Here is a 21597-nt window from a genome sequence, read left to right as displayed (position 1 = left end):
AGTTTTGGGCTAAGTGGCCGATAACAGCGAAGAGTTGGCGATTTTGCCTGCTTTTCAACTTTGCTACAAGCAATAGGGGTTCTGGTATGGAAATTCAAGGAGGCGCAGCCTCTGGAACATCCGGTGCGACGCTAGAAATCAAATCGTTACAGATGGCTAAATCCCAACAGGAACGAGATGGACAAGCGACGCTTCAGCTGCTGGAATCAGCAGCTGACGTACCATCATCTTCAGCAAATCCAAATTTAGGTTCAGTGATCAACACATTTGCCTAATTAAGGATGAAGATTTAAATCAATTGGCGTTTTACCGGGTTGGCCGCCTATCTCTCGTACGAGTTTAGGTACCAGAAATCCCGGTAGGCGCTTTATCATTTGTGCCATGATCTCTTTCGCAATTTTGTCTTCATGATCAAAATGCTGCGCCCCTTGTACTTTGTCCATCACATGCAGGTAATAGGGCAACACGCCAGCGTCAAATAAGCTTTCACTCAGGGCGACTTGTACATCTGCACTGTCATTGATGTCTTTCAGCAGCACACCTTGGTTCAGTAAGGTGACACCTGCTTGGGTGAGTTTTTGCAATGTATCACGTAAAGACTGATCAATTTCTTGTGGATGGTTGATATGCAGCACCATAATGGGTTTGAGGCGCGTCTGGGTAAACCATTTGATCAGCTCTGGCGTTATTCTTGAAGGGATCACCACCGGCAAGCGAGTATGAATACGAATGCGTTTTATATGATCGATTTGAGCGATTTCATCCGTTAACCAAGCTAAAAAATCATCTTTGGCCATAAGCGGGTCACCACCAGAATAAATCACCTCATTGATCTTGCTGTCTTGGCGAATGTAGTCGAGCGTTTCTTGCCATTCTTGTTTATTTAAATGGTTATCTGAGTAAGGAAAGTGACGTCGAAAACAGTAGCGGCAGTTCACCGCACAGCCGCCACGAACCAGCAATAAAACTCGGCTTTGGTATTTATGTAATACCCCTGGGTTGCTATTTGATTGCTCTTGAAGCGGATCAAGCAGGTAATTGGGGTCAGAGTTGAATTCTTTTTTGCTTGGAAAAACTTGGCGAAAAAGGGGATCATCAGGGTTACCTTTTTCCATTCGCTTGGCGAACGGAGTCGGTACACGCATAGGAAATAAGCGGCGTGCAGCGATATCATCGGTAAACTTAGCTGGATCTAACGCGAGGTACTTTAATAAAGCAAGCGGATCAGTAAAGGCACTTGAAAGCACTTTTTGCCAGTTATTCTCTACAGCAATGAGTTTTTTAGGTATTATTTGTGTCAACTAGATACTCTACACAGTTAATTGATTACGAGGAAACATGGCTAATATCAGCACTAATGAGTTCAAAGGCGGCGTTAAAATTATGCTCGACGGAGAACCTTGCAACATTCTTGAGAACGAATACGTCAAACCTGGTAAGGGCCAGGCCTTTAACCGAGTTAAGCTAAAGAAGCTTGTTTCAGGCAAAACCATTGAGAAAACCTTTAAATCAGGTGAGTCTTTTGAAGGTGCAGATGTCATGGATATGGAGCTGTCATATTTGTATACCGACGGTGAATTCTGGCATTTTATGAATAATGAGTCGTTTGAGCAAATCGCAGCAGACGATAAAGCGGTTGGCGACGCTGTTAAATGGTTGGTTGAAAATGACAGTTGCACCATTACCTTGTGGAATGGTACACCGATAGCGGTCACTCCTCCTAACTTTGTTGAGTTAGCAATCACTGAAACAGACCCAGGTTTAAAAGGTGATACGGCTGGCACAGGCGGCAAACCCGCAACATTAAGCACAGGTGCAGTGGTTCGTGTACCTTTGTTTGTGCAAACTGGCGAAGTAGTAAAAGTGGATACCCGCAGCGGCGAATACGCGTCACGCGCACAGAAATAAGTTACTAATATTGAATTAAAAGCTCACATTTATGTGAGCTTTTTTATGCCCGCTATTCAAGGAACTATTATGCCTTATGAGCCTAGCAATGATTGGCAGCCTACGGCTGACATTGCCACACTGAAGCAAAGAGCGAACATCATTGCTGACATTCGTCAGTTTTTTGCCCAGCGTAATGTGATGGAAGTAGAAACTCCCCAGTTAAGTAATGCGTCAGTAAGCGACTTTCATATGCGCGTTTTTGAAACCGAATTTAACGATCCCACTTCCCCTCATGCGCGGACAATGTATCTGCAAACTTCTCCTGAATATGCCATGAAGCGCCTATTGTGTGCAGGAAGCGGCCCGATTTATCAAATTGCTAAGGCGTTTCGTAATGAAGAGGCGGGGAAGCACCATAACCCAGAATTTACCATGCTTGAGTGGTATCGTCCTGATTTTAACCACAGCCAATTAATGGATGAGCTTGACGATTTGATGCAGCAAGTTGTGGGCTGTGAAAAAGCGCAGCGTATGAGCTATCAAGCCGCATTTATATTGTATTTATCGATTGATCCGTTAACCGCTTCACTTAGCGCCTTACAGCAAAAAGGAAGTGAATTAGGTTATGAGCATATTTGTCAGCATGAACTAGACAGAGATACCATTCTGCAATTGTTATTTAGCCATGAAATTGAACCGAAGATAGCGAACGAAAGACCGTGTTTTATCGATGGATTTCCTGCGAGTCAGGCTGCTTTGGCTAGGATCAGTAAGGAAGATGAACGCGTTGCTGAACGTTTTGAACTTTATTTTAAAGGAATAGAGTTAGCCAATGGCTTTCATGAACTCGCACATGTTGAAGAGCAGCGGCAGCGATTTAATGCTGATAATAGCCTACGAAAGAACAATGACTTGCCTAGTGTTGCTATTGATGAGTTGTTTTTATCTGCGTTAGAAGTTGGTTTACCAGATTGTGCAGGCGTGGCTGTGGGCATTGATAGATTGGTGATGTTAGCGCTAGATAAGCCCAATATTTCACAGGTGCTAGCATTTAATCATCGTAATGCGTAAATATATGCCATAACGGGTTCGTAAACTGTGTATGTCGACTATAGTTATTTGAAGGAAGCCGTAAAGACATATAACAGAATTCATATGCAGATAGTACCCAAGCCCGCCACGAACCAAGCTTTTGCCTATAAGAATGCATCGATTAAAAGTAATTTAACCTTGGTTTGGTATTTTTCCATTGTGGCTTTGATAGGCTTCGGTGTACATCTAATACACCATCTACGATTGGGCACAGGGGCATTTAGCCCCGAAATGCTGCCCTATCTCGCCGTCTATTTAAGCAATGTATTGTACGCGTTACTTAACTTGTTGCTGCTGCCCTCGGCCAGAGTCAGTAACTCAGCGTCTTGGAGAGTGTCACTGCTTGAGTTGATGTACCCCGCCTTTTTAGCATTTATGGCGACGGTATTGTCTATTTACACCAGTATGCAAGGCCACGGACCTGTACCTTTTATCATGGGGATGATGGTCATTGCGATGTTGGTACAAGGGCATTTGTTGTTTCTTTTTGGCTTATTATTATGCTGTTGGTTGGCCGTCAGTGCTGGTTTACTTTATATGTTGCCGAGTGGGCAGGCGTCATCACCTATTCTTACCTGCTTCACGACTATGCTTATTGCTTTTTTTATCGCGCGACTGGCGGAAAAAAACCGAGTGGGGCAATTTACTGTTCTGCAAGAGCTACATGATAAAAACCAACTACTTGAAGAACTAGCCGTACAAGACCCGCTAACAAAATTATATAACCGGCGCTATTTTACTAACAAACTTGAAATAGAAACGGCTCGAAGTCTTCGCTACCAACATCCATTGAGTCTACTGATAGTCGATGTAGATGACTTTAAACAGATTAATGACAATGATGGTCATTTAGTCGGAGATGAAGTGCTGGTTGAAATAGCTAATTTGATCACTCAGCAGATGCGCGCAGACGATGTTGTATGCCGTTATGGTGGGGATGAGTTTGTTATTTTGCTAGTAGAGGCCTGCGCCGAGCAATCAAAAGAGATTGCGAATCGAATTTGTGAGTCTATTGAGCATTGTAGTTTCAGTCGTGCTAACACAAAGGTAACAGTGAGTATTGGCTATGCCCAATATGTCGGCCAGCCTTTGGGTGATTTTATGCAACAGGCGGATCAAATGATGTATATGTCGAAAAAGCGCGGTAAAAATCAGGTGGCATTTTTTGGTTGCGATTTTGAAACTGAGGCCGAGACCGAATCGCTTGAATAGGGCGTTTGCTTCAGTCGCGATATATGCATACCATAGCGTGAATATTTATTGCTTAAGATAATATCATGCAAGCCGTATGTTGCCATGTCGATTCTGCTCTTAGACAAGAATGGAGTGTTCTTCAAAATCAATATGATCATTATGAGACGTTTGCAGCCATCATCAAGTTGGTCTGTATTGCACTTGTAGTATCCATTTTCTGTTTTAGCGACGCCCATCTTCTTAGCATTGCTGTTGTTTTGCTGCTTTGGTTACAAGAAGCAATGTGGAAGACCTTTCAAGGGCGCATAGAAGCGCGTTTGTTAGTCGTTGAAACTTTGTTGTCTCAGCCAAGTGGAACTGAGCAAAGCGACACAGCGATGCAATTTAATCGTAATTGGTTGGCACAAAGACCAAGTGTAGTGGGGTTACTGATTGAGTACGCCAAATCAGCGCTTCGCCCTACAGTGGCGTTGCATTACATCTTGCTGCTATTGGTAATATTGATTGCTTGTTTCACACTTAGCGGTTAGACAACAAGATGCGTGAAATTTCCTCCCAAGCACGACTTTTACCCAATGCAACGCCTCGTTTAAACTTTCGTTTACTTAACGACAGTGACGCTGAATTTATTTTAGCGTTGCTGAACGAGCCTGATTGGCTTAAGTACATAGGTGACAAAAATGTACACACATTAGAAGATGCTCTGGCGTATATCCACACTGGGCCTTTGGCCATGTTTGCGCAACAAGGCTTTTGTTTGAGCTTAGTGGAACGTATACAAGATGGTGTGCCTCTAGGTTTGTGTGGCTTATTGCAGCGAGAATCATTGCAATGGCCCGACATCGGTTTTGCTTTTGCCCAGCGTTATCATGGAAGAGGTATTGCTTTCGAAGCCGCCACAGCAACGCTAAAACATGCTAAAGAGACACTCGGGCTCACTAAAGTGGCAGCAATAACCGCCTTGAATAATGAAGCATCTATGGGGCTGTTATCTAAGCTTGGTTTCACTTTACAAGACAAAACCGCATTGCCCGGCCACGATGAGCCGAGCAATTTATTTCTGAAAATACTTTAAAACATTAAACGGGTGGTAGCACTGTCACCCGCTTGATGATGACTGGTTCAACCGGCACATCAGCCCAGCCCCAAGTAGTATCGTAATCTGTTTCCACCAAAGATATGGCATCTAGGGCATCTGTGCCTTCTACGACATAACCAAAAACCGTGTATCCCCAATCTCGGCCCGGGTCGAGGCTAACGTTATCGTTCATATTGAAGAAAAACTGACGATTTGAAGAGTGAGGATCTTTCTGACGGGCCATGGCAATGGTGTACATCTCATTTTTCAACCCGTTACCCGATTCATTAATGATATCGGGAAAAGAAGGTTTCTCGTTGAAATCAACGTCGTACCCACCGCCTTGTACGACAAAGTTAGCTACGATGCGATGAAAAATGGTGTCTTCGTAACTGCGTTTGTCCACGTAACGTAAAAAGTTATTCACTGCTATCGGGGCTCTTGAGCGGTCGAGTTCGACCGTGATGTCACCCATAGAGGTTTCAATTTTTACTCTTGGATAAAAATTATCAGCTTGAATTTGACTGCCGTCGTCCTTTTGCTTAGCAACGGCTGGCAAACAGATAAGAAAAATACTAATACACAGGGCGCGCAACATACTGGCCTCCTAATTACTTTTTAGTTGCTGACAAAATACTGAATTTTCGGTCACTTGCAAGTACCTTATAATGACCGAAAAGACGTTTAATCGTTTGCGGGTAGTCTAGATGGCGATTACCCACGACGCGCAGTTCTCCGCCATGCTTGAGAATACGCTTACTGTCTTTGAACATTTGCAGCGCAATATGATCGGTGATGGTATTTTGCTGATGAAATGGCGGGTTGCATAAAACAATATCCACTGAGGCGTCATTTGCCGGCGTGCGTAAATACTCATCCAAACAATTACTGACGATGAACTCGCATTGCTTGAGCTTATCCGGCATGTTTTGCTCGATGTTCATTTTTGCTGACGCTATCGCCATAAAAGACTCGTCGACGAAGATCACGTGAGCATCAGGAGATTGATGCAATACATGTAAACCTAAAACGCCGTTGCCACAGCCTAAATCGATGATACGTTTATGCTTGGCATCGGGCAGATGCGCAAGCAGTACTCTAGCGCCGATGTCTAACTGTTGACGTGAAAAAACGTTAGCGAGGTTATTCATAGTAAATTGGGTAGTATCGGTTTTCCATTTTGTAGGGTAGGGACTTATGCTTTTTTTCGTCCCCTCGTATTGGCAAAATATCAAACGCGACTTTTTCTTGGCCAAAGAGGTGGTGGTTATGCCTAGGTGTTTTTCAAACAGAGCAAGGGTCGATTTTTGAATAGCATTGACTTTCCCCGCTGCGATTATCTTTGTTTTAGGTGAAATACAAAGCTGTAAGTCAATAAGCTGCTGTTCTAATAAAGCTAATGTTTTTGGTATTTTGATGAGTACCACATCGGCAGTTTTTTGCGCCTGATACAAACTGTGATGTGCACTGACGCTGTCTGCGTCAAGATGATTGCGCTCAAGGTTTAGCGCTAAAGCTTTATGAGCAACGAATGAATCGCTGACCCAGATTGGTGAATGGTTTGCAAACCAAACACCTAATACGCCAAAGTCGTCATTGTAAATATGAACATTAAGCCCATTGAGATCCGTGATATTCTGCTCAACGTATTGTATTAGATATTCGTCTGCAGCGTCCCACGCTTGCCAACTAACGTGTTGGTTCTGTGCAGGGTATCGCAATAATTCATAGCTGCGGTCTAAAAGCGTAAGTTCTGTTTTCATGTCATTCTTATATATCGAGGTTGGTTTGCAACAAGCTAGTTTATTCTCATCATCTTCTGCCAGCGAAGTTCAGATTTTACCTTTGCCTGACGGTGATTTTCGGCACTTTCAACATTTTTTGTCTAATCAAGAAGCAGATGCGTATTATCAACAACTTTTAGCCTCTTTGGCGTGGCGACAAGATGATATCAAAATGTACGGTAAACAGGTTAAAATCCCGCGCTTGCAAGCTTGGTATGGTGATGAAGATGCGTTATACCAGTACTCAGGGCTTAATTTACCGCCGATTCCATGGACTGAAGCGCTATATGAACTAAAAGTAAAATGTGAAAAAGCATGTGATACCCAGTTTAACTCTGTTTTAGCAAACTGTTATCGTGATGGCAGAGACAGTATGGCATGGCACAGTGATGATGAGCCTGAACTAGGCGAGCGTCCAGTTATTGCGTCCCTAAGTTTAGGCCAGATGCGTAACTTTGATTTAAAGCACCGCACCAGTGGCCAAAGACATAGGTTGCCATTAGAGCACGGAAGTTTGCTCGTTATGGCAGGTAGCTCGCAAACACACTGGTTGCATAGCGTGGCAAAAACCACCAAAGCGTTGGCACCGAGGATTAACTTAACCTTTCGTTTGATTACGCCAAGTTTACGAGCCTAGTAAGGTTTACTGATATCATAGAAATACTCAAACACAGGACAAAAAATGACAGTACAACAGACAATTGAAAACAAATTATCAACAGGGTTTACGCCTATTCATTTAGAAGTCGTAAATGAAAGCTTCATGCATAATGTTCCTGATGGGTCAGAAAGCCATTTTAAAGTCGTTATTGTTAGTGATAAGTTCGCTGGGAAACGCTTAATTGGGCGACATCGTGCAGTGAACCAAGTTTTGGCGGACGAGCTTGCCAATGATATTCATGCTTTGGCTATTCATACCTACACAGAACAAGAGTGGCATACTTTGCAACAACAAGCCCCTGATTCACCAAATTGTATGGGCGGCTCTGGGAAATAGCAGCGGTTAAGCAGCGGAAAAATGACGAATTTTTAATCTTGATGTATGGTTATTGCGTAATATTCCACTAAAACAACAATCTATAAGGTTCTTTATTATGCAAAAGGTCAACCCACTTAATTTAATCTTGGCTATTTTCTTACCGCCGTTAGGGGCATTACTTCAGGTCGGTTTGAGCGCTCACTTTTTCTTAAATATTTTATTGACCCTGTTCGGTGTGCTGCCGGGGGTTATTCATGCCGTTTGGCTGGTGTTAAAAAATAAATAACCAGCCAATAATATCATTGCGCTTGATCTGCTCAGAGTTGTTTAATTATTCTGGGCATTTACAATGTGCACTGCTCTTTTTATAGGAAAAATGAATATGGTTATTAAGCCCAAGATCCGTGGCTTTATTTGTACAAATGCTCACCCAGATGGTTGTGCAGCCAGTGTTGCTCAACAAATTGAATATGTTTCCTCTCAGGGTGATCTTGGAAGCGGACCTAAAAATGTTCTCGTTATCGGTTCGTCAACCGGTTACGGATTGGCTTCTCGTATCGTGTCAGCCTTCGGTTATGGCGCGAAAACTTTAGGTGTTTGCTTCGAAAAAGCACCGACTGAACGTAAAACAGCAACGGCTGGCTGGTACAACACAGCCGCTTTTCATAAAGAAGCGAAGGCTAAAGGTTTATTTGCCGAAACAATTAACGGTGATGCCTTTTCAAATGAGATAAAAGCCCAAGCGCTAGAAACGATTAAACGCGAAATGGGTCAAGTTGACTTAGTTATTTATAGCTTGGCATCACCCAGACGCACTGATCCTGAAACAGGTGAAGTGTTTAAGTCTACCCTTAAACCGGTAGGGCAAGCGTACACCACCAAGACATACGACACTGATAAAGATCGTATTCACGAAATTGCACTTGAGCCAGCCAATGAAGATGAGATTGCTCAAACCATCAAAGTGATGGGCGGTGAAGATTGGGAATTATGGCTTGAAGCTTTGGCTGACGCTGACTTACTCGCTGATGGCTGTAAAACCACTGCTTATACTTATATAGGTAAAGAGTTAACTTGGCCTATTTATGGTCAGGCCACAATTGGCAAAGCGAAAGAAGATTTAGATCGCGCGGCAGCTGCGATTGTCAGCAAAAACAAAGCTAAAAACGTTGAAGCCTATGTATCTTCATTAAAAGCACTTGTGACTCAAGCCAGTTCAGCGATTCCGGTTATGCCTTTGTACATCTCGCTAATTTATAAAGTGATGAAAGAAGAAGGTACGCACGAAGGCTGTATTGAACAAATTAAAGGATTGTTCTCTGAGCGTTTGTTTGCTGAATCACCAGAGTTAGATGAACAAGGCCGCTTGCGCATGGACGGCAAAGAAACGAATGAAGCGACACAAGCGAAGATCAAAGCATTGTGGGACCAAGTGACACAAGAAAACTTTCACGAGTTAAGCGATTATGCTGGCTATCACCATGAATTTTTAAAGCTTTTCGGTTTTGATGTTGAAGGTGTTGATTACGAAGCAGAGCAGAACCCATTAGCAGAATGGAAATAACGTGTCGTTAAGCATGTAATAGAAAACCGCCCGAGACTGGCGGTTTTTTTATGTTCAGCTTTGAGATGCAAATAAGAGCTATTCGCATGTACTGCGGCAGGGAATGTAAACAGTATGTTGCAATTTGCCTGTGTGTGGATAAGAAGCGGATAATGACGATAAAATACGCTAAAAAAATTGTGCTTAAGCACATTTGGCATGGCAGAACCGGCTAGGATAATGTTAAAATTCCGGAGTTAGATTAACTGGAAACTTCATATCCAATTAATTTCTTCAAAATAAAATACAAAACATATAGCGGCTAATTAAAATACTTGAGTGAAATTATCATGTGGTTAATTAGGCGATTACATTTACAAAATAACATCAATAATACTCATCACGAATAGGTTTTTTGTCAACAAGTTGCTTACTTGGGTGGCATGTAGCTGAAAGGCTAACCGTGATGTGTATTGACTTTAGAGTAGTGCTATTGCGTATGATTAAAATCAAGAAAGGGTTAGATCTTCCGATTACGGGAGCGCCAGAACAAAAGATTCATGACGGCCCAGCGATTACTAAGGTTGCTGTGTTAGGTGAAGAGTACATTGGTATGCGTCCAACTATGCATGTGCAGGTTGACGATAAAGTGCAGAAAGGCCAGATGCTTTTCGAAGACAAAAAGAACCCAGGTGTGAAGTTCACAGCGCCTGCTTCTGGTACTGTCATCGAAATCAACCGCGGCGCAAAACGTGTTTTGCAGTCAGTGGTGATTCAAGTTGAAGGCGATGACGCGATAGAATTCGACAAATATGCCGAATCTGAGTTGTCATCTATAGCGGCTGACAAAGTGCAAAAAAATCTAGTTGAATCTGGATTATGGACTGCACTGCGTACACGCCCTTATAGCAAAACTCCTGAACTTGACAGTAAGCCGCATTCGATTTTCGTGAACGCCATGGATACCAATCCATTGGCTGGCGATCCAGCTGTTATTATTGCACCGCGCAGTGCTGACTTTATCAACGGTTTGCGTGTTATTTCATGCTTAACCGAAGGTAAGGTCTTTGTTAGCAAAGCGGCTGGTTCAGACGTTCCTGTTGGTGATGTAAAAGTTGATGTAAATGAGTTTGCTGGGCCTCACCCTGCAGGCTTAGTCGGCACGCATATACACCATTTAGACACTGTGGGCGCAACCAAGAAAGTTTGGCATATCAACTACCAAGATGTGATTGCTGTTGGTGCGTTGTTCACAACTGGTAAGCTAAATAACGAGCGCGTGTTCGCTATTGCTGGCCCTGCGGCCAAAAAACCTCGCCTAGTGAAAAGTGTTTTAGGTGCAAGTGTCGCTGAGTTGACTTCAGGGGAGACCACTGAAGGTGAAGTGCGTACAATTTCAGGCTCAGTATTACAAGGTAATAACGCCCATGGCGTGCATGGTTATGTGGGTCGTTACCACGTACAACTTTCACTTGTTAGTGAAGGCCGTGAAAAAGAATTCCTTGGTTGGATCAAGCCTGGTGCTAACCAGCACTCTGTGACCCGTGCATACCTTGCACACTTTAGCCCTAAGAAATTATTCAACATGACAACCACAACTAATGGTTCTGATCGCTCTATGGTGCCAATCGGCAACTATGAACGTGTAATGCCGTTAGATATTTTACCAACTTTGTTGTTGCGTGATTTGATTTCTGGTGACACTGATGGCGCTCAAACATTAGGTTGTTTGGAGCTAGACGAAGAAGATTTAGCGCTTTGTACCTATGTTTGCCCTGGTAAATATAACTACGGGCCGATCTTGCGTGAGAGTCTAGACAAGATTGAGAAAGAGGGTTAACTCATGGGTTTAAAAGCTTATTTAGAAAAAATTGAACCTAACTTTGAAGCAGGTGGTAAATACGAAAAATGGTATGCGCTTTATGAAGCAGCAGCGACTATTTTTTACACGCCTGGTAAAGTTAACAAAACAGGTACTCACGTACGTGACAGTATCGACTTAAAACGTATTATGATCATGGTTTGGGCTGCTACTTTCCCAGCTATGTTTTACGGTATGTATAACATTGGTCAGCAGGCTCACAACGTTATTCTTAACGGTGGTGCTTCTCTGCCAGATATGTGGCAAGCGGCTTTATTTACTGCGCTAGGCGGTCAAATTGGCCTTGAGTCTACTGGCGGGTTAGCCATGTTCCTATACGGAGCGTGCTTTTTCCTCCCTATCTATGCAGTGACCTTTATTGTTGGTGGCTTCTGGGAAGTGCTTTTTGCATCTGTGCGTAAACACGAAGTCAACGAAGGTTTCTTCGTTACCTCAGTACTTTTCGCATTAACCTTGCCTGCAACCATTCCGTTGTGGCAGGTGGCTCTAGGTATTACCTTTGGTGTCGTTATTGCTAAAGAAGTCTTTGGCGGTACAGGCCGTAACTTCTTGAACCCAGCGCTTTCTGGTCGTGCTTTCTTGTATTTTGCCTATCCTGCGCAAATTTCAGGTGATGCTATTTGGACTGCCGCTGATGGCTTCTCTGGTGCGACTTGGTTAAGCCAAGCAGCTGCAGGTAACGTAACTGACTGGTCTTTAAATGCAGATTGGTGGGATGCGTTCTTCGGTAACATTCAAGGCTCGGTAGGTGAAGTATCAACCCTGGCTATTTTGCTAGGTGGTTTATTCATTATTTATATGCGTATTGCCTCATGGCGCATCGTTCTCGGTGTGTTGCTAGGTGGAGCGGTATTCAGTACTTTGCTTAATTTTATCGGTAGCGACACCAATTCGATGTTTGCTATGCCGTGGTACTGGCATGTGGTCACAGGCGGATTTGCGTTTGGTATGTTCTTTATGGCAACCGACCCTGTTTCAGCGTCATTCACCAATAGTGCTAAGTGGGCTTACGGTTTCTTAATCGGTTTGATGTGTGTATTGATTCGTGTGCTTAACCCTGCTTTCCCTGAAGGCATGATGTTGGCAATTTTGTTTGCGAATTTATGGGCTCCACTATTCGATTATTTCGTCGCTCAAAGCAATATTAAACGGAGGATGGCACGTGTCGGCTAAAAAAGAAACATTAGGCAAAACGGTCGGCGTAGTGATCGCCGTGTGTTTGGTTTGCTCGGTTATTGTATCTACGGCGGCGGTAAGTCTTCGTTCTCTACAACAAGCGAATGCAAAACTAGACAAACAAACCAATATCTTAGAAGCAGCTGGCTTACTTGAAGCCGGTCAAAGCAAAGATCAAATCGCTGCGACTTATGCCAAGCGCGTAGAGCAAAGATTTGTCGACTTGGCAACGGGTCAGTATGTTGAAAAAGACGCTGATTACGATATGTACAAAGCGGCACGTAATCCTGATGAGAGTATCAAGCCTCAGCCTGATACAGCCGGTATATTACGTCGTCCTAATGTCGCAAGTGTGTATTTAATTTCTAACCCTGACGGTGAAGTGACACGTATTGTATTGCCTATCAACGGCAGTGGTTTATGGAACTTAATGTACGCCATGCTCGCAGTCGACTCTGACGGTAATACCGTTCGTGAACTTGTTTATTATGATCAACAAGAAACCCCAGGTCTTGGTGGTGAAGTTGAGAATCCTGAATGGAAAGCGAAGTGGGATGGTAAGAAATTGTATAAAGATGGTGAAGTGGCAATTGACGTAACTAAGGGCGCTAAAGCAAGTGATCCTTATGAAGTTGACGCTTTATCAGGTGCTACGCTAACCAGTAACGGCGTGCAAAATACACTTGATTATTGGCTGGGTGAGAATGGCTTTGGCCCTTACCTTAAAAACCAACCATGGAAATCGTAAGAGACTAGATAATGGCTGATACTAAAGAAATGAAAAAGGTATTGTTTGGGCCAATCCTAGACAATAACCCAATAGCACTGCAAATTCTCGGCGTATGTTCGGCACTTGCAGTAACCACTAAGTTAGAGACGGCACTAGTAATGTCACTTGCCCTTACTGCGGTAACGGCATTTTCTAACTTGTTTATCTCATTGATCCGCTCACAGATACCTTCATCAGTACGTATTATCGTGCAGATGACGATTATCGCGTCATTGGTAATCGTGGTGGATCAGGTGTTAAAAGCCTATTCCTACGAGATATCTAAACAGCTCTCGGTATTCGTTGGTTTGATTATCACCAACTGTATCGTTATGGGACGTGCGGAAGCCTTCGCCATGAAGAGCCCGCCGTTTATCAGTTTCCTTGACGGGCTGGGTAATGGCTTGGGTTATTCATTTGTATTGATAGTTATCGGTACAATTAAAGAGTTGTTTGGTTTCGGAACTATTCTAGGTTTTGAAATTCTGCCACTTGTTCAAAATGGCGGTTGGTATCAAGGTAATGGTTTATTGATTTTACCTTTCAGCTCGTTCTTCTTAATCGCGGGTTTAATTTGGTTCATTCGTACCATTAAGCCTGAACAAGTAGAGCCTAAGGAGTAATTTCGTGGAACATTATATTAGTTTATTTATCCGTTCTATCTTCCTAGAAAACATGGCGTTGTTCTACTTCCTAGGTATGTGTACGTTTTTGGCTGTATCAAAGAAAGTTAAAACGGCTATGGGTCTCGGGGTTGCGGTTATCGTGGTACTAACGATATCTGTACCAGTGAACCAACTGGTTTATGCCAATATTCTTGCGCCTGGCGCTTTGGCCTGGGCTGGTTTCCCTGAAACTGATCTGAGTTTCTTAAGCTTCTTAACCTTTATCGGTGTTATTGCGGCTTTGGTTCAGATTCTAGAAATGACCTTAGATAAGTTTTTCCCTGCGCTATATAACGCTTTGGGTATTTTCCTGCCTTTGATTACTGTTAACTGTGCAATCTTCGGTGGTGTAGCGTTTGCGGTGCAACGTGACTACTCATTTACCGAAAGTATTTTCTACGGTGCAGGTAGTGGTGCAGGTTGGGCATTAGCGATTACATTGCTAGCCGCTGTACGTGAAAAACTTAAGTATGCAGATATGCCTGACGGCGTGCGTGGTTTAGGTTCCGTATTTATGATTGCAGGATTAATGGCATTGGGCTTCCAGTCATTTTCTGGCGTATCAATTTAATCGAAACCGAATAGGAGTAATTAGATGTTAGACATTTATCTTGGCGTAGGAATGTTTATTGCCATCGTTCTAGCTTTGGTTTTGATCATTATGTTTGCCAAATCCAAGTTAGTGCCAGAAGGCGAAGTCACGATTTCTATCAATGGTGACCCAGACAAAGCAATTACTGCTCAGCCTGGTGACAAATTATTAGGGGCCTTAGCAAACTCAGGCATTTTCGTATCATCAGCTTGTGGTGGTGGTGGTTCTTGTGGTCAATGTCGCGTAGACATTAAAGACGGTGGCGGTGAAATTCTGCCTACTGAGCTTGACCACATCAGCAAACGCGAAGCGAAAGAAGGCTGTCGTTTATCTTGTCAGGTTTCTATCAAACAAGACATGGACATTGAGCTTCCTGAAGAAATCTTTGGTATTAAAAAGTGGGATTGTGAAGTTATTTCTAATGATAACAAAGCAACCTTCATCAAAGAGCTTAAGCTTAAAATACCTAATGGTGAAAGTGTTCCATTCCGTGCCGGTGGTTATATTCAAATTGAGGCTCCACCTCATCATGTTAAATACAAAGACTTTGATGTACCTGAAGAATATCGTGGTGATTGGGAACGTTTCGGTTTCTTTGATATTGAATCAAAAGTAGACGACGAAACCATTCGTGCATATTCGATGGCTAACTACCCTGAAGAAGAAGGCATCATTATGTTGAACGTGCGTGTGGCTTCGCCGCCGCCGAACAACTTGTCGTTACCTGCGGGTAAAATGTCGTCTTATATTTGGAGTTTGAAAGAAGGTGATAAAGCCACTATTTCAGGCCCATTCGGTGAGTTCTTTGCTAAGAAAACCGATGCAGAGATGGTCTTTATCGGCGGTGGTGCAGGTATGGCGCCAATGCGTTCGCATATCTTCGACCAACTTCGTCGTCTTAAGACAGATCGTAAAATTTCTTTCTGGTACGGTGCACGTTCTCTACGTGAAATGTTCTATGTTGAAGATTTCGATATGTTGCAAAAAGAGAATGATAACTTTAATTGGCATGTTGCTTTGTCTGATCCACAACCAGAAGATAACTGGGAAGGCCTGACAGGTTTCATTCACCAAGTGTTGTTAGAAAACTACCTTAAAGATCACCCAGCTCCAGAAGACTGTGAGTTTTATATGTGTGGTCCACCTATGATGAACGCAGCTGTTATCAGCATGTTGAAAGACTTAGGTGTTGAAGATGAAAATATCATGCTTGATGACTTTGGTGGTTAATTCCTTATCGCAAGATAGAAAACCAAGTTAACAACGCATGTAGAAAAGGGACTTCGGTCCCTTTTTTTATAGAGGTAAGAAAACAATGTTTAACCTAGGATACGTGACTAAACTGATTGGTTTATTTGCTTTCGCTTTACTACTTACAAGTTGCACGCAGGCGCCGAGTGAAAGTCATTTAACCGGTCATACCATGGGCACTACGTACAATGTGAAATTCGTTAATTCTGGCGATGTAGATGAGCAACAGTTACATGATGATATCGATGCTGCGTTAGTCAAAGTAAATGCGCTGATGTCAACGTATGACACTCAATCTGAGTTATCACGCTTTAATCAGTGGCACAGCGAAGCACCATTTGCATTATCCCCTGAAACGTTAAAAGTGATGCGAGAGGCGAAAAGATTAGGCAAGCTAAGTCACGGGGTGCTAGATGTCACTGTGGGGCCTTTGGTTAACTTATGGGGGTTTGGACCTGACGCAAAGCCCGACAAGCGCCCGAGCAAGCAAACCATTGCTGAAGTTCAGGCGCGCACTGGACTAGATAAACTCATTTTACTTGACGATAGTGCAAAAAAATCTGAAAACGATTTGTACGTTGACTTGTCTACTATTGCTAAAGGGTATGGCGTCGATGTTGTGGCAGAGTTACTCGATGCACAGGGCTTACATGACTACCTCGTTGAGGTGGGCGGTGAAATGCGTGTGTCAGGGCACAAGGCAAGTGGTATCGAGTGGCGAATTGCCATTGAAAAGCCGGTGTCCACAGAGCGAGCAGTTCAGGAGGTTATTTCAATAGGGACGAATGCGATTGCGACCTCAGGAGATTATCGTAACTATTTTGAAGAAGATGGTGTGCGTTATTCTCACCTGATTGACCCGCGTACTGGTGCGCCAGTTACCCATAACTTGGTAGCAGTGACTGTGGTGCATCCTTCGTCAATGACAGCTGACGGTCTCGCCACGGCGCTTATCATACTAGGTAAAGACGAAGCCCTTAACGTGGCGTTACAGAATGATTTAGCGGTATTGATGATCACGCGAGAAAACGGCGAATTTAAAGAGTATACTACGCCGAAATTTGAACCATTCATTGATCGCCAATAGTAATTATCGGAAATGACCAATTCGGAGTGATATTTTGAGTACTTTTATTTTAGCATTTGTATTTTTCATCGTGGTAGCTATAGCAATGTCCTTGGGCTACTTGGTACAACGCAAAGCTATAGCTGGTAGTTGTGGCGGTTTGGGTGCTTTGGGGATTGATAAAGCATGCGATTGCCCTGAACCATGTGATCGTAAAAAAGCGCGCTTAGAGCGTGAAGAAGCTCGCCAAGCTAAGCTGAACGAGTGGAAACAAAACCAAATACTATAGTTTGAGATATGCTCGTTTCTCCGCTGGTAAATATTGAGCAATATTTACATTGACTCTGGCGGAGAATTGCGCAAAATAACTGTTTTTAAATACAGTTGTTTGTTAGATGCGTAAGATCATACACATCGATATGGACTGCTACTATGCTGCAGTCGAAATGCGCGATAACCCCCGGTATCGCGCAGTGCCTTTAGCTATAGGCGGCAGTGCTGATCGTCGTGGCGTTATCTCTACCTGTAATTATGTCGCTCGTAAATATGGTGTGCGCTCAGCAATGGCAACCGCGTATGCCCGTAAATTGTGCCCTGACTTAGTGTTGATACCGGGGCGCATGGCACTGTACAGCGAAATTTCTCAGCAAATTCGTAAAATCTTCCTACGTTATACTGACAAAATAGAGCCATTATCGTTAGATGAAGCCTATTTAGATGTGAGCGATAGTGACCTGTTCAGTGGCAGTGCAACTCTTATAGCCGAAGACATCCGACGCGCAATTTTCGAAGAAACCCAACTTACTGCTTCAGCCGGCGTGGCGCCTTGTAAGTTTGTCGCTAAAATCGCCAGCGATGAGAATAAACCGAATGGTATTTGTGTCGTTACTCCCGAAACCCAAGACAGCTTCGTAAAGAACTTACCACTGGGCAAAATACCTGGAGTGGGCAAGGTCACCTTACAAAAACTCAATAACATGGGCTTGTACACGTGCCAAGACGTTCGGGAATATCCCATCGATGCATTCGTTAAATCGTTTGGTAAATTTGGCCCCGTCATTTGGGATCGTAGTCACGGTATCGATGAGCGTGAATTAACTGTCAGTCGCAAACGTAAATCTGTTGGTGTAGAGCGTACCCTAGCGCAGGATATTACAACTGATGAAGACTGCCTGGCCATGCTCGATAGCTTATATCCTAAGTTGCTCAGCCGATTGGAAAAAGCCAGTCCTAAATTGGCGATTCAGAGTCAGGGGGTTAAGCTGAAATTTAATGATTTCCAACAAACCACTGTTGAGCACCGACACCAAGTACTCGACAAGAACTACTTTAAAACGTTGCTAGCACAGGCACTAGAGCGACGGGGAAACAGAGGTGTTCGATTGGTTGGGTTATCGGTCGGATTACCCGATAGTAGTGACGTTCAACAGATGGTATTTGACTTTGAGAATCTACACTAGCCAAGCAGCAAGTGGCGATGCCATATCATCCTCTTATCGATACTCAATATGCCTAGTTACACCTTGCTCTAGGTGAAGGTATACTGGCAGCATCAATTATTTCGTAAGGAACCGTATGAGCATCAAAGTGGGAAAATACCGTCATTACAAGGGGAATGACTATGAAGTCATTGGGGTTGCCACACATTCAGAGGACGAGAGCGAATTGGTGGTGTATCGCCCTATGTATGGCGAACGAGGTTTGTGGGTCAGGCCATTATCCATGTTTAATGAATCTGTTGTGGTCAATGGTAAAAGCGTTCCGCGATTCCAGTTTATTGAAAATTAACACGTTATTATCGCTTATGTCGATGAACTAAAATAGCTCTATCGTCGTTCATGTATGAACAACTCATAAACACAGGAAACACCATGATGATAAAAAGAATAACAATGCTTGGTTTGATGTTCATCGCATTGAGTTGCTCTTTAAAGGCAATTGCAGATGATAGGTTCGCTAATGTAAAAATAAATAGTCAATCAGTGAATGGCTCGACGTATATGCTAACTGGGGCCGGCGGTAACATTGGTGTGTCAGCGGGAAAGGACGGAATTTTAATCATAGATGACCAATTTGCTCCTCTTGCAGATAAAATTGCTAAAGCCTTAAGTGATATTGCCGAACAACCTACAAAGTACGTGATCAATACTCACTATCACGGCGATCACACGGGGTCTAATGCATACTTTAAAGAAGTGCAAGACAGTACGATTTTTGCCCACGATAACGTACGTAAGCGCTTAAAAGCCAACAAAGCGCATACGCATGCTGCGTTACCGGTTGTCACTTATGGGCAAGGTCTCACATTTCATTTCAACGACGACACCATTAAGGTTACCCACCTTCCTGCTGGGCATACTGACAGCGACAGTGTGGTCTACTTTGAAAAAGCAAATGTGTTACACGCAGGCGATCTGTTTTTCCAAGGACGTTTCCCTTATATCGACTTGGAGGGAGGTGGCACCGTTAGCGGTTACATAAGCAATGTAGCGACCGTACTTGAGATGATTGATAGCGACACCAAAATCATCCCTGGGCACGGCAAATTGACAGATAAATCAGCCTACCAAGCCAGCCTTGAAATGATGCAGCAAACAGCCAAATATGTAGCAGATAAAAAATCTGACGGTGCTAGCCTTGCAGCGGTTCTCAAAGACGGCCTCGATAAGCGATGGAAGGATTGGGCCTGGAATTTTATAACTGAAGAAAAGTGGATAACCACCCTCTATAACGGCCAATAAGCTGGTTTATCGAAAGAGTGCGTTTATACCTGAGCCATTATACGTCACTCTTTCGATAAAATTTGTAAGACATCCAACCGGCACTGCGTTTTTACCTAGACATACTTATTATAAAGCACTGTCATAGCGTTTGACCCCACCAATCCACGTTTCAAGTACCTTGGTTTTCCAGATGTCCTGCGGGTTGATGGTAAATATATCTTGGTCAACTAAAATAAAGTCCGCCCACTTTCCAGGTGTTAATCTGCCAAGAACGTGCTCTTGGTGCGCTGCATAAGCTCCATTGAAGGTAAACCCTTTAAATGCCTGTTCCACGGTAACCGCTTCCTCTTTGAGCCAACCGTTTTCGGGTTGATTGTCTCTGTTTTGGCGTGTTACGGCTGCATGTATACCGAAAAAGGGATTGGCTAATTCAACCGGAAAGTCAGAGCCCAGAGCGACTATGGACCCTTGTTGTTCGAACGTCTGCCAAGCGTAGGCCCCCTTTAAGCGGTTTTTACCAATTCTTTGCTGTGCCATATTCATATCGCTCGTTGCGTGCGTAGGTTGCATTGAGGGAATGATATTGAGTGTTTTGAACCTAGGTATGTCAGATACATCAATGACTTGTGCATGCTCTATGCGGTGACGTAAGTGCTGTCCCTTGATACGTGAGAAGGTCTCTTCGAATTGATCTAGCGCTAGACGGTTACCACGATCACCGATTTCGTGAATATTGAGTTGAAAGCCACTGCCAATAATTAAATCAAATAGAGGTTTTAGTTGTTTTTCAGGGGTAAGTAATAAGCCTATGTTCTCATGATCATCGCTATAGGGCGCAAGCATAGCGGCACCGCGACTGCCCAAAGCTCCATCACCGTAAACTTTGACGCTACGAATAGATAAATAGTCATACTGATCGCGGATTGGACCTGCCTCTAGCATGTCGGCCAATTTAGGATCGGTCGCTGCAATCATGGCATATATGCGCAGGGACAAGGTAAGCTCACGGCTACGCTTGAGGTAATATTCATATGTTGCGTAATTTATGCCTGCGTCATGGGTGCTGGTAATTCCTAGAGCGAGCAAGTGTTCGCTAGCAGCATCAAGTTTGCGTTTTAGTTGCTGCTCCGTTTCTTGAGGTATTTTTTCCACAAGCATGTTCATGGCGTTATCGATTAGTATGCCAGTAGGCGCGCCGTTTTTATGACGCATGATCTTGCCCCCCGGTGGGTCGAGGGTGTCTTTTGTTATGCCTGCTATCTGAAGCGCCTTGCTATTTGCCCACCCAGCATGACCGTCTATTCGCCTTATCCATACAGGGCGGTCTTTAACGTATTCATCTAGCATGGCTGACGTAGGAAATGCTTTGTCTGGCCAAAGGACTTGGTTCCATCCACCACCTAATATCCATCCTGCATCGGGGCTTTGCTGGGCATAGTCGCGCACTTTTTTTGCAGCTGCTTTAGCGTTTGGAATTCCTCGAACATCAACCGCGAGCAAGGTTCCCCCTAGCCCGAGTATATGTCCATGTGCGTCGATAAGCCCGGGCATCAACACTCGGCTTTTTCCGTCAATGGCTTGAGCTTGGGGATACGCTCGTGCTGCCTCTTCATTGCCTAAGGCAATAACTTTTCCCCCATCAAACACTATATTACTAAAGCGGGAGAGTTCATTATTATCATTGAGCGTGTAGCCTTGTATATTATATATATGGGTAGGGGCAGCTAGCGCAGTACTGCTCACTAAGCTGAGTATAAAGAAAAGGGCGTGTTTCATAGTCTTGTCCTTGTGCAATAACGCAATCAAGTACAAACGTTGGCCTAAAGTCTGCGAACATGCAAATTTAATGGAATTAGTATTGACCGAATAACGGATACAAAAAAGCCTCACTGGTTTTCACCAGTGAGGCTTTT

The 21597-nt window shown here is 43.6% G+C and carries 25 protein-coding genes; 21 read left to right on the top strand and 4 right to left on the bottom strand.

What is annotated here, in order from left to right; all coding sequences use genetic code 11:
- Positions 1-86: 86 nt before the first annotated feature.
- Positions 87-275, top strand: coding sequence for a hypothetical protein (locus GCHA_RS16960; protein WP_007990420.1), 189 nt, complete (start codon positions 87-89; stop codon positions 273-275).
- Here GCHA_RS16960 and epmB read toward each other — a convergent pair whose 3' ends face one another.
- Positions 276-1301: an EF-P beta-lysylation protein EpmB gene (gene epmB, locus GCHA_RS16955; RefSeq protein WP_007990418.1), complete on the bottom strand. Its 1026-nt coding sequence runs from the start codon at positions 1299-1301 to the stop codon at positions 276-278.
- A 37-nt stretch (positions 1302-1338) separates the two neighbouring features.
- Here epmB and efp point away from each other — a divergent pair, with 37 nt between their 5' ends.
- The 5 genes from efp to GCHA_RS16930 all read left to right on the top strand — a co-directional run bounded on the left by efp (position 1339) and on the right by GCHA_RS16930 (position 5251).
- Positions 1339-1908 carry an elongation factor P gene (gene efp / locus GCHA_RS16950; RefSeq protein WP_007990415.1) on the top strand — a complete coding sequence of 190 codons (570 nt, stop codon included), beginning with the start codon at positions 1339-1341 and terminating at the stop codon, positions 1906-1908.
- A gap of 69 nt (positions 1909-1977) precedes the next feature.
- Positions 1978-2961 carry an elongation factor P--(R)-beta-lysine ligase gene (gene epmA / locus GCHA_RS16945; protein ID WP_007990413.1) on the top strand — a complete coding sequence of 328 codons (984 nt, stop codon included), beginning with the start codon at positions 1978-1980 and terminating at the stop codon, positions 2959-2961.
- A gap of 84 nt (positions 2962-3045) precedes the next feature.
- Entirely contained in the window at positions 3046-4194 is a 1149-nt protein-coding gene (locus GCHA_RS16940; protein ID WP_007990411.1) for a GGDEF domain-containing protein, read from the top strand.
- 65 nt (positions 4195-4259) lie between these two features.
- Complete coding sequence (locus GCHA_RS16935) at positions 4260-4706, top strand: hypothetical protein (RefSeq protein WP_007990409.1); 447 nt, start codon at positions 4260-4262, stop codon at positions 4704-4706.
- An 8-nt stretch (positions 4707-4714) separates the two neighbouring features.
- Entirely contained in the window at positions 4715-5251 is a 537-nt protein-coding gene (locus GCHA_RS16930) for a GNAT family N-acetyltransferase (RefSeq protein WP_007990407.1), read from the top strand.
- Positions 5252-5255: 4 nt separating this feature from the next.
- Here GCHA_RS16930 and GCHA_RS16925 read toward each other — a convergent pair whose 3' ends face one another.
- Together GCHA_RS16925 and GCHA_RS16920 are read right to left on the bottom strand one after the other, a co-directional pair.
- On the bottom strand, positions 5256-5852 hold the full coding sequence (locus GCHA_RS16925) for a peptidylprolyl isomerase (RefSeq protein ID WP_007990405.1): 597 nt from the start codon (positions 5850-5852) through the stop codon (positions 5256-5258).
- Positions 5853-5865: 13 nt separating this feature from the next.
- A complete protein-coding gene (locus GCHA_RS16920) occupies positions 5866-7017 on the bottom strand; it encodes a methyltransferase (protein WP_007990403.1) in 1152 nt (383 codons plus the stop codon).
- Between GCHA_RS16920 and GCHA_RS16915 the strand changes: the two genes are divergently transcribed.
- The 15 genes from GCHA_RS16915 (at position 7016) to GCHA_RS16845 (ending at position 19702) form a co-directional block, all read left to right on the top strand.
- Positions 7016-7675 carry an alpha-ketoglutarate-dependent dioxygenase AlkB family protein gene (locus GCHA_RS16915; RefSeq protein ID WP_007990401.1) on the top strand — a complete coding sequence of 220 codons (660 nt, stop codon included), beginning with the start codon at positions 7016-7018 and terminating at the stop codon, positions 7673-7675. The two genes, GCHA_RS16920 and GCHA_RS16915, sit on opposite strands and share 2 nt — an antisense overlap.
- Positions 7676-7720: 45 nt before the next feature.
- Positions 7721-8035 (top strand): transcriptional regulator BolA, encoded by a 315-nt coding sequence (gene bolA, locus GCHA_RS16910; RefSeq protein WP_007990399.1) that lies wholly within the window; start codon positions 7721-7723, stop codon positions 8033-8035.
- 97 nt (positions 8036-8132) lie between these two features.
- Positions 8133-8303 carry a YqaE/Pmp3 family membrane protein gene (locus tag GCHA_RS22695; RefSeq protein ID WP_007990397.1) on the top strand — a complete coding sequence of 57 codons (171 nt, stop codon included), beginning with the start codon at positions 8133-8135 and terminating at the stop codon, positions 8301-8303.
- A 96-nt stretch (positions 8304-8399) separates the two neighbouring features.
- Positions 8400-9581, top strand: a complete 1182-nt coding sequence (gene fabV, locus GCHA_RS16900) for an enoyl-ACP reductase FabV (protein ID WP_007990395.1) — start codon at positions 8400-8402, stop codon at positions 9579-9581.
- Between the two features lie 478 nt (positions 9582-10059).
- Positions 10060-11400, top strand: a complete 1341-nt coding sequence (locus GCHA_RS16895; protein ID WP_039992696.1) for a Na(+)-translocating NADH-quinone reductase subunit A — start codon at positions 10060-10062, stop codon at positions 11398-11400.
- A gap of 3 nt (positions 11401-11403) precedes the next feature.
- Positions 11404-12615 carry an NADH:ubiquinone reductase (Na(+)-transporting) subunit B gene (locus GCHA_RS16890; RefSeq protein WP_007990390.1) on the top strand — a complete coding sequence of 404 codons (1212 nt, stop codon included), beginning with the start codon at positions 11404-11406 and terminating at the stop codon, positions 12613-12615.
- Positions 12605-13366 carry a Na(+)-translocating NADH-quinone reductase subunit C gene (locus tag GCHA_RS16885; RefSeq protein ID WP_007990388.1) on the top strand — a complete coding sequence of 254 codons (762 nt, stop codon included), beginning with the start codon at positions 12605-12607 and terminating at the stop codon, positions 13364-13366. Before GCHA_RS16890 ends, GCHA_RS16885 begins: the two co-directional genes overlap by 11 nt.
- A gap of 11 nt (positions 13367-13377) precedes the next feature.
- Positions 13378-14010 carry an NADH:ubiquinone reductase (Na(+)-transporting) subunit D gene (locus GCHA_RS16880; RefSeq protein ID WP_007990386.1) on the top strand — a complete coding sequence of 211 codons (633 nt, stop codon included), beginning with the start codon at positions 13378-13380 and terminating at the stop codon, positions 14008-14010.
- Between the two features lie 4 nt (positions 14011-14014).
- A complete protein-coding gene (gene nqrE / locus GCHA_RS16875) occupies positions 14015-14623 on the top strand; it encodes an NADH:ubiquinone reductase (Na(+)-transporting) subunit E (protein ID WP_007990384.1) in 609 nt (202 codons plus the stop codon).
- 24 nt (positions 14624-14647) lie between these two features.
- Positions 14648-15874, top strand: coding sequence for an NADH:ubiquinone reductase (Na(+)-transporting) subunit F (gene nqrF, locus GCHA_RS16870; protein WP_007990382.1), 1227 nt, complete (start codon positions 14648-14650; stop codon positions 15872-15874).
- Positions 15875-15959: 85 nt separating this feature from the next.
- Entirely contained in the window at positions 15960-16982 is a 1023-nt protein-coding gene (locus GCHA_RS16865) for an FAD:protein FMN transferase (protein WP_007990380.1), read from the top strand.
- Positions 16983-17016: 34 nt separating this feature from the next.
- Entirely contained in the window at positions 17017-17250 is a 234-nt protein-coding gene (gene nqrM / locus GCHA_RS16860) for a (Na+)-NQR maturation NqrM (protein WP_039992679.1), read from the top strand.
- 106 nt (positions 17251-17356) lie between these two features.
- Positions 17357-18421 (top strand): DNA polymerase IV, encoded by a 1065-nt coding sequence (gene dinB, locus GCHA_RS16855; protein ID WP_083881859.1) that lies wholly within the window; start codon positions 17357-17359, stop codon positions 18419-18421.
- A 115-nt stretch (positions 18422-18536) separates the two neighbouring features.
- Positions 18537-18749, top strand: coding sequence for a DUF1653 domain-containing protein (locus GCHA_RS16850; protein WP_007990375.1), 213 nt, complete (start codon positions 18537-18539; stop codon positions 18747-18749).
- A gap of 104 nt (positions 18750-18853) precedes the next feature.
- Positions 18854-19702: an MBL fold metallo-hydrolase gene (locus tag GCHA_RS16845; protein WP_007990373.1), complete on the top strand. Its 849-nt coding sequence runs from the start codon at positions 18854-18856 to the stop codon at positions 19700-19702.
- 108 nt (positions 19703-19810) lie between these two features.
- On the opposite strand, the gene GCHA_RS16840 is transcribed toward GCHA_RS16845, so the two are convergent.
- The gene (locus GCHA_RS16840) at positions 19811-21460 is read right to left on the bottom strand and encodes an amidohydrolase (RefSeq protein WP_007990372.1); all 1650 of its coding nucleotides are present in this window, start codon (positions 21458-21460) and stop codon (positions 19811-19813) included.
- Positions 21461-21597 lie beyond the last annotated feature (137 nt).

Source organism: Paraglaciecola chathamensis S18K6, from assembly GCA_000314955.1.
GTDB lineage: Bacteria > Pseudomonadota > Gammaproteobacteria > Enterobacterales > Alteromonadaceae > Paraglaciecola > Paraglaciecola chathamensis.
The sequence above is the reverse complement of the archived record's forward strand: the minus strand, read 5'-3'. Positions and strand labels throughout refer to the sequence as shown.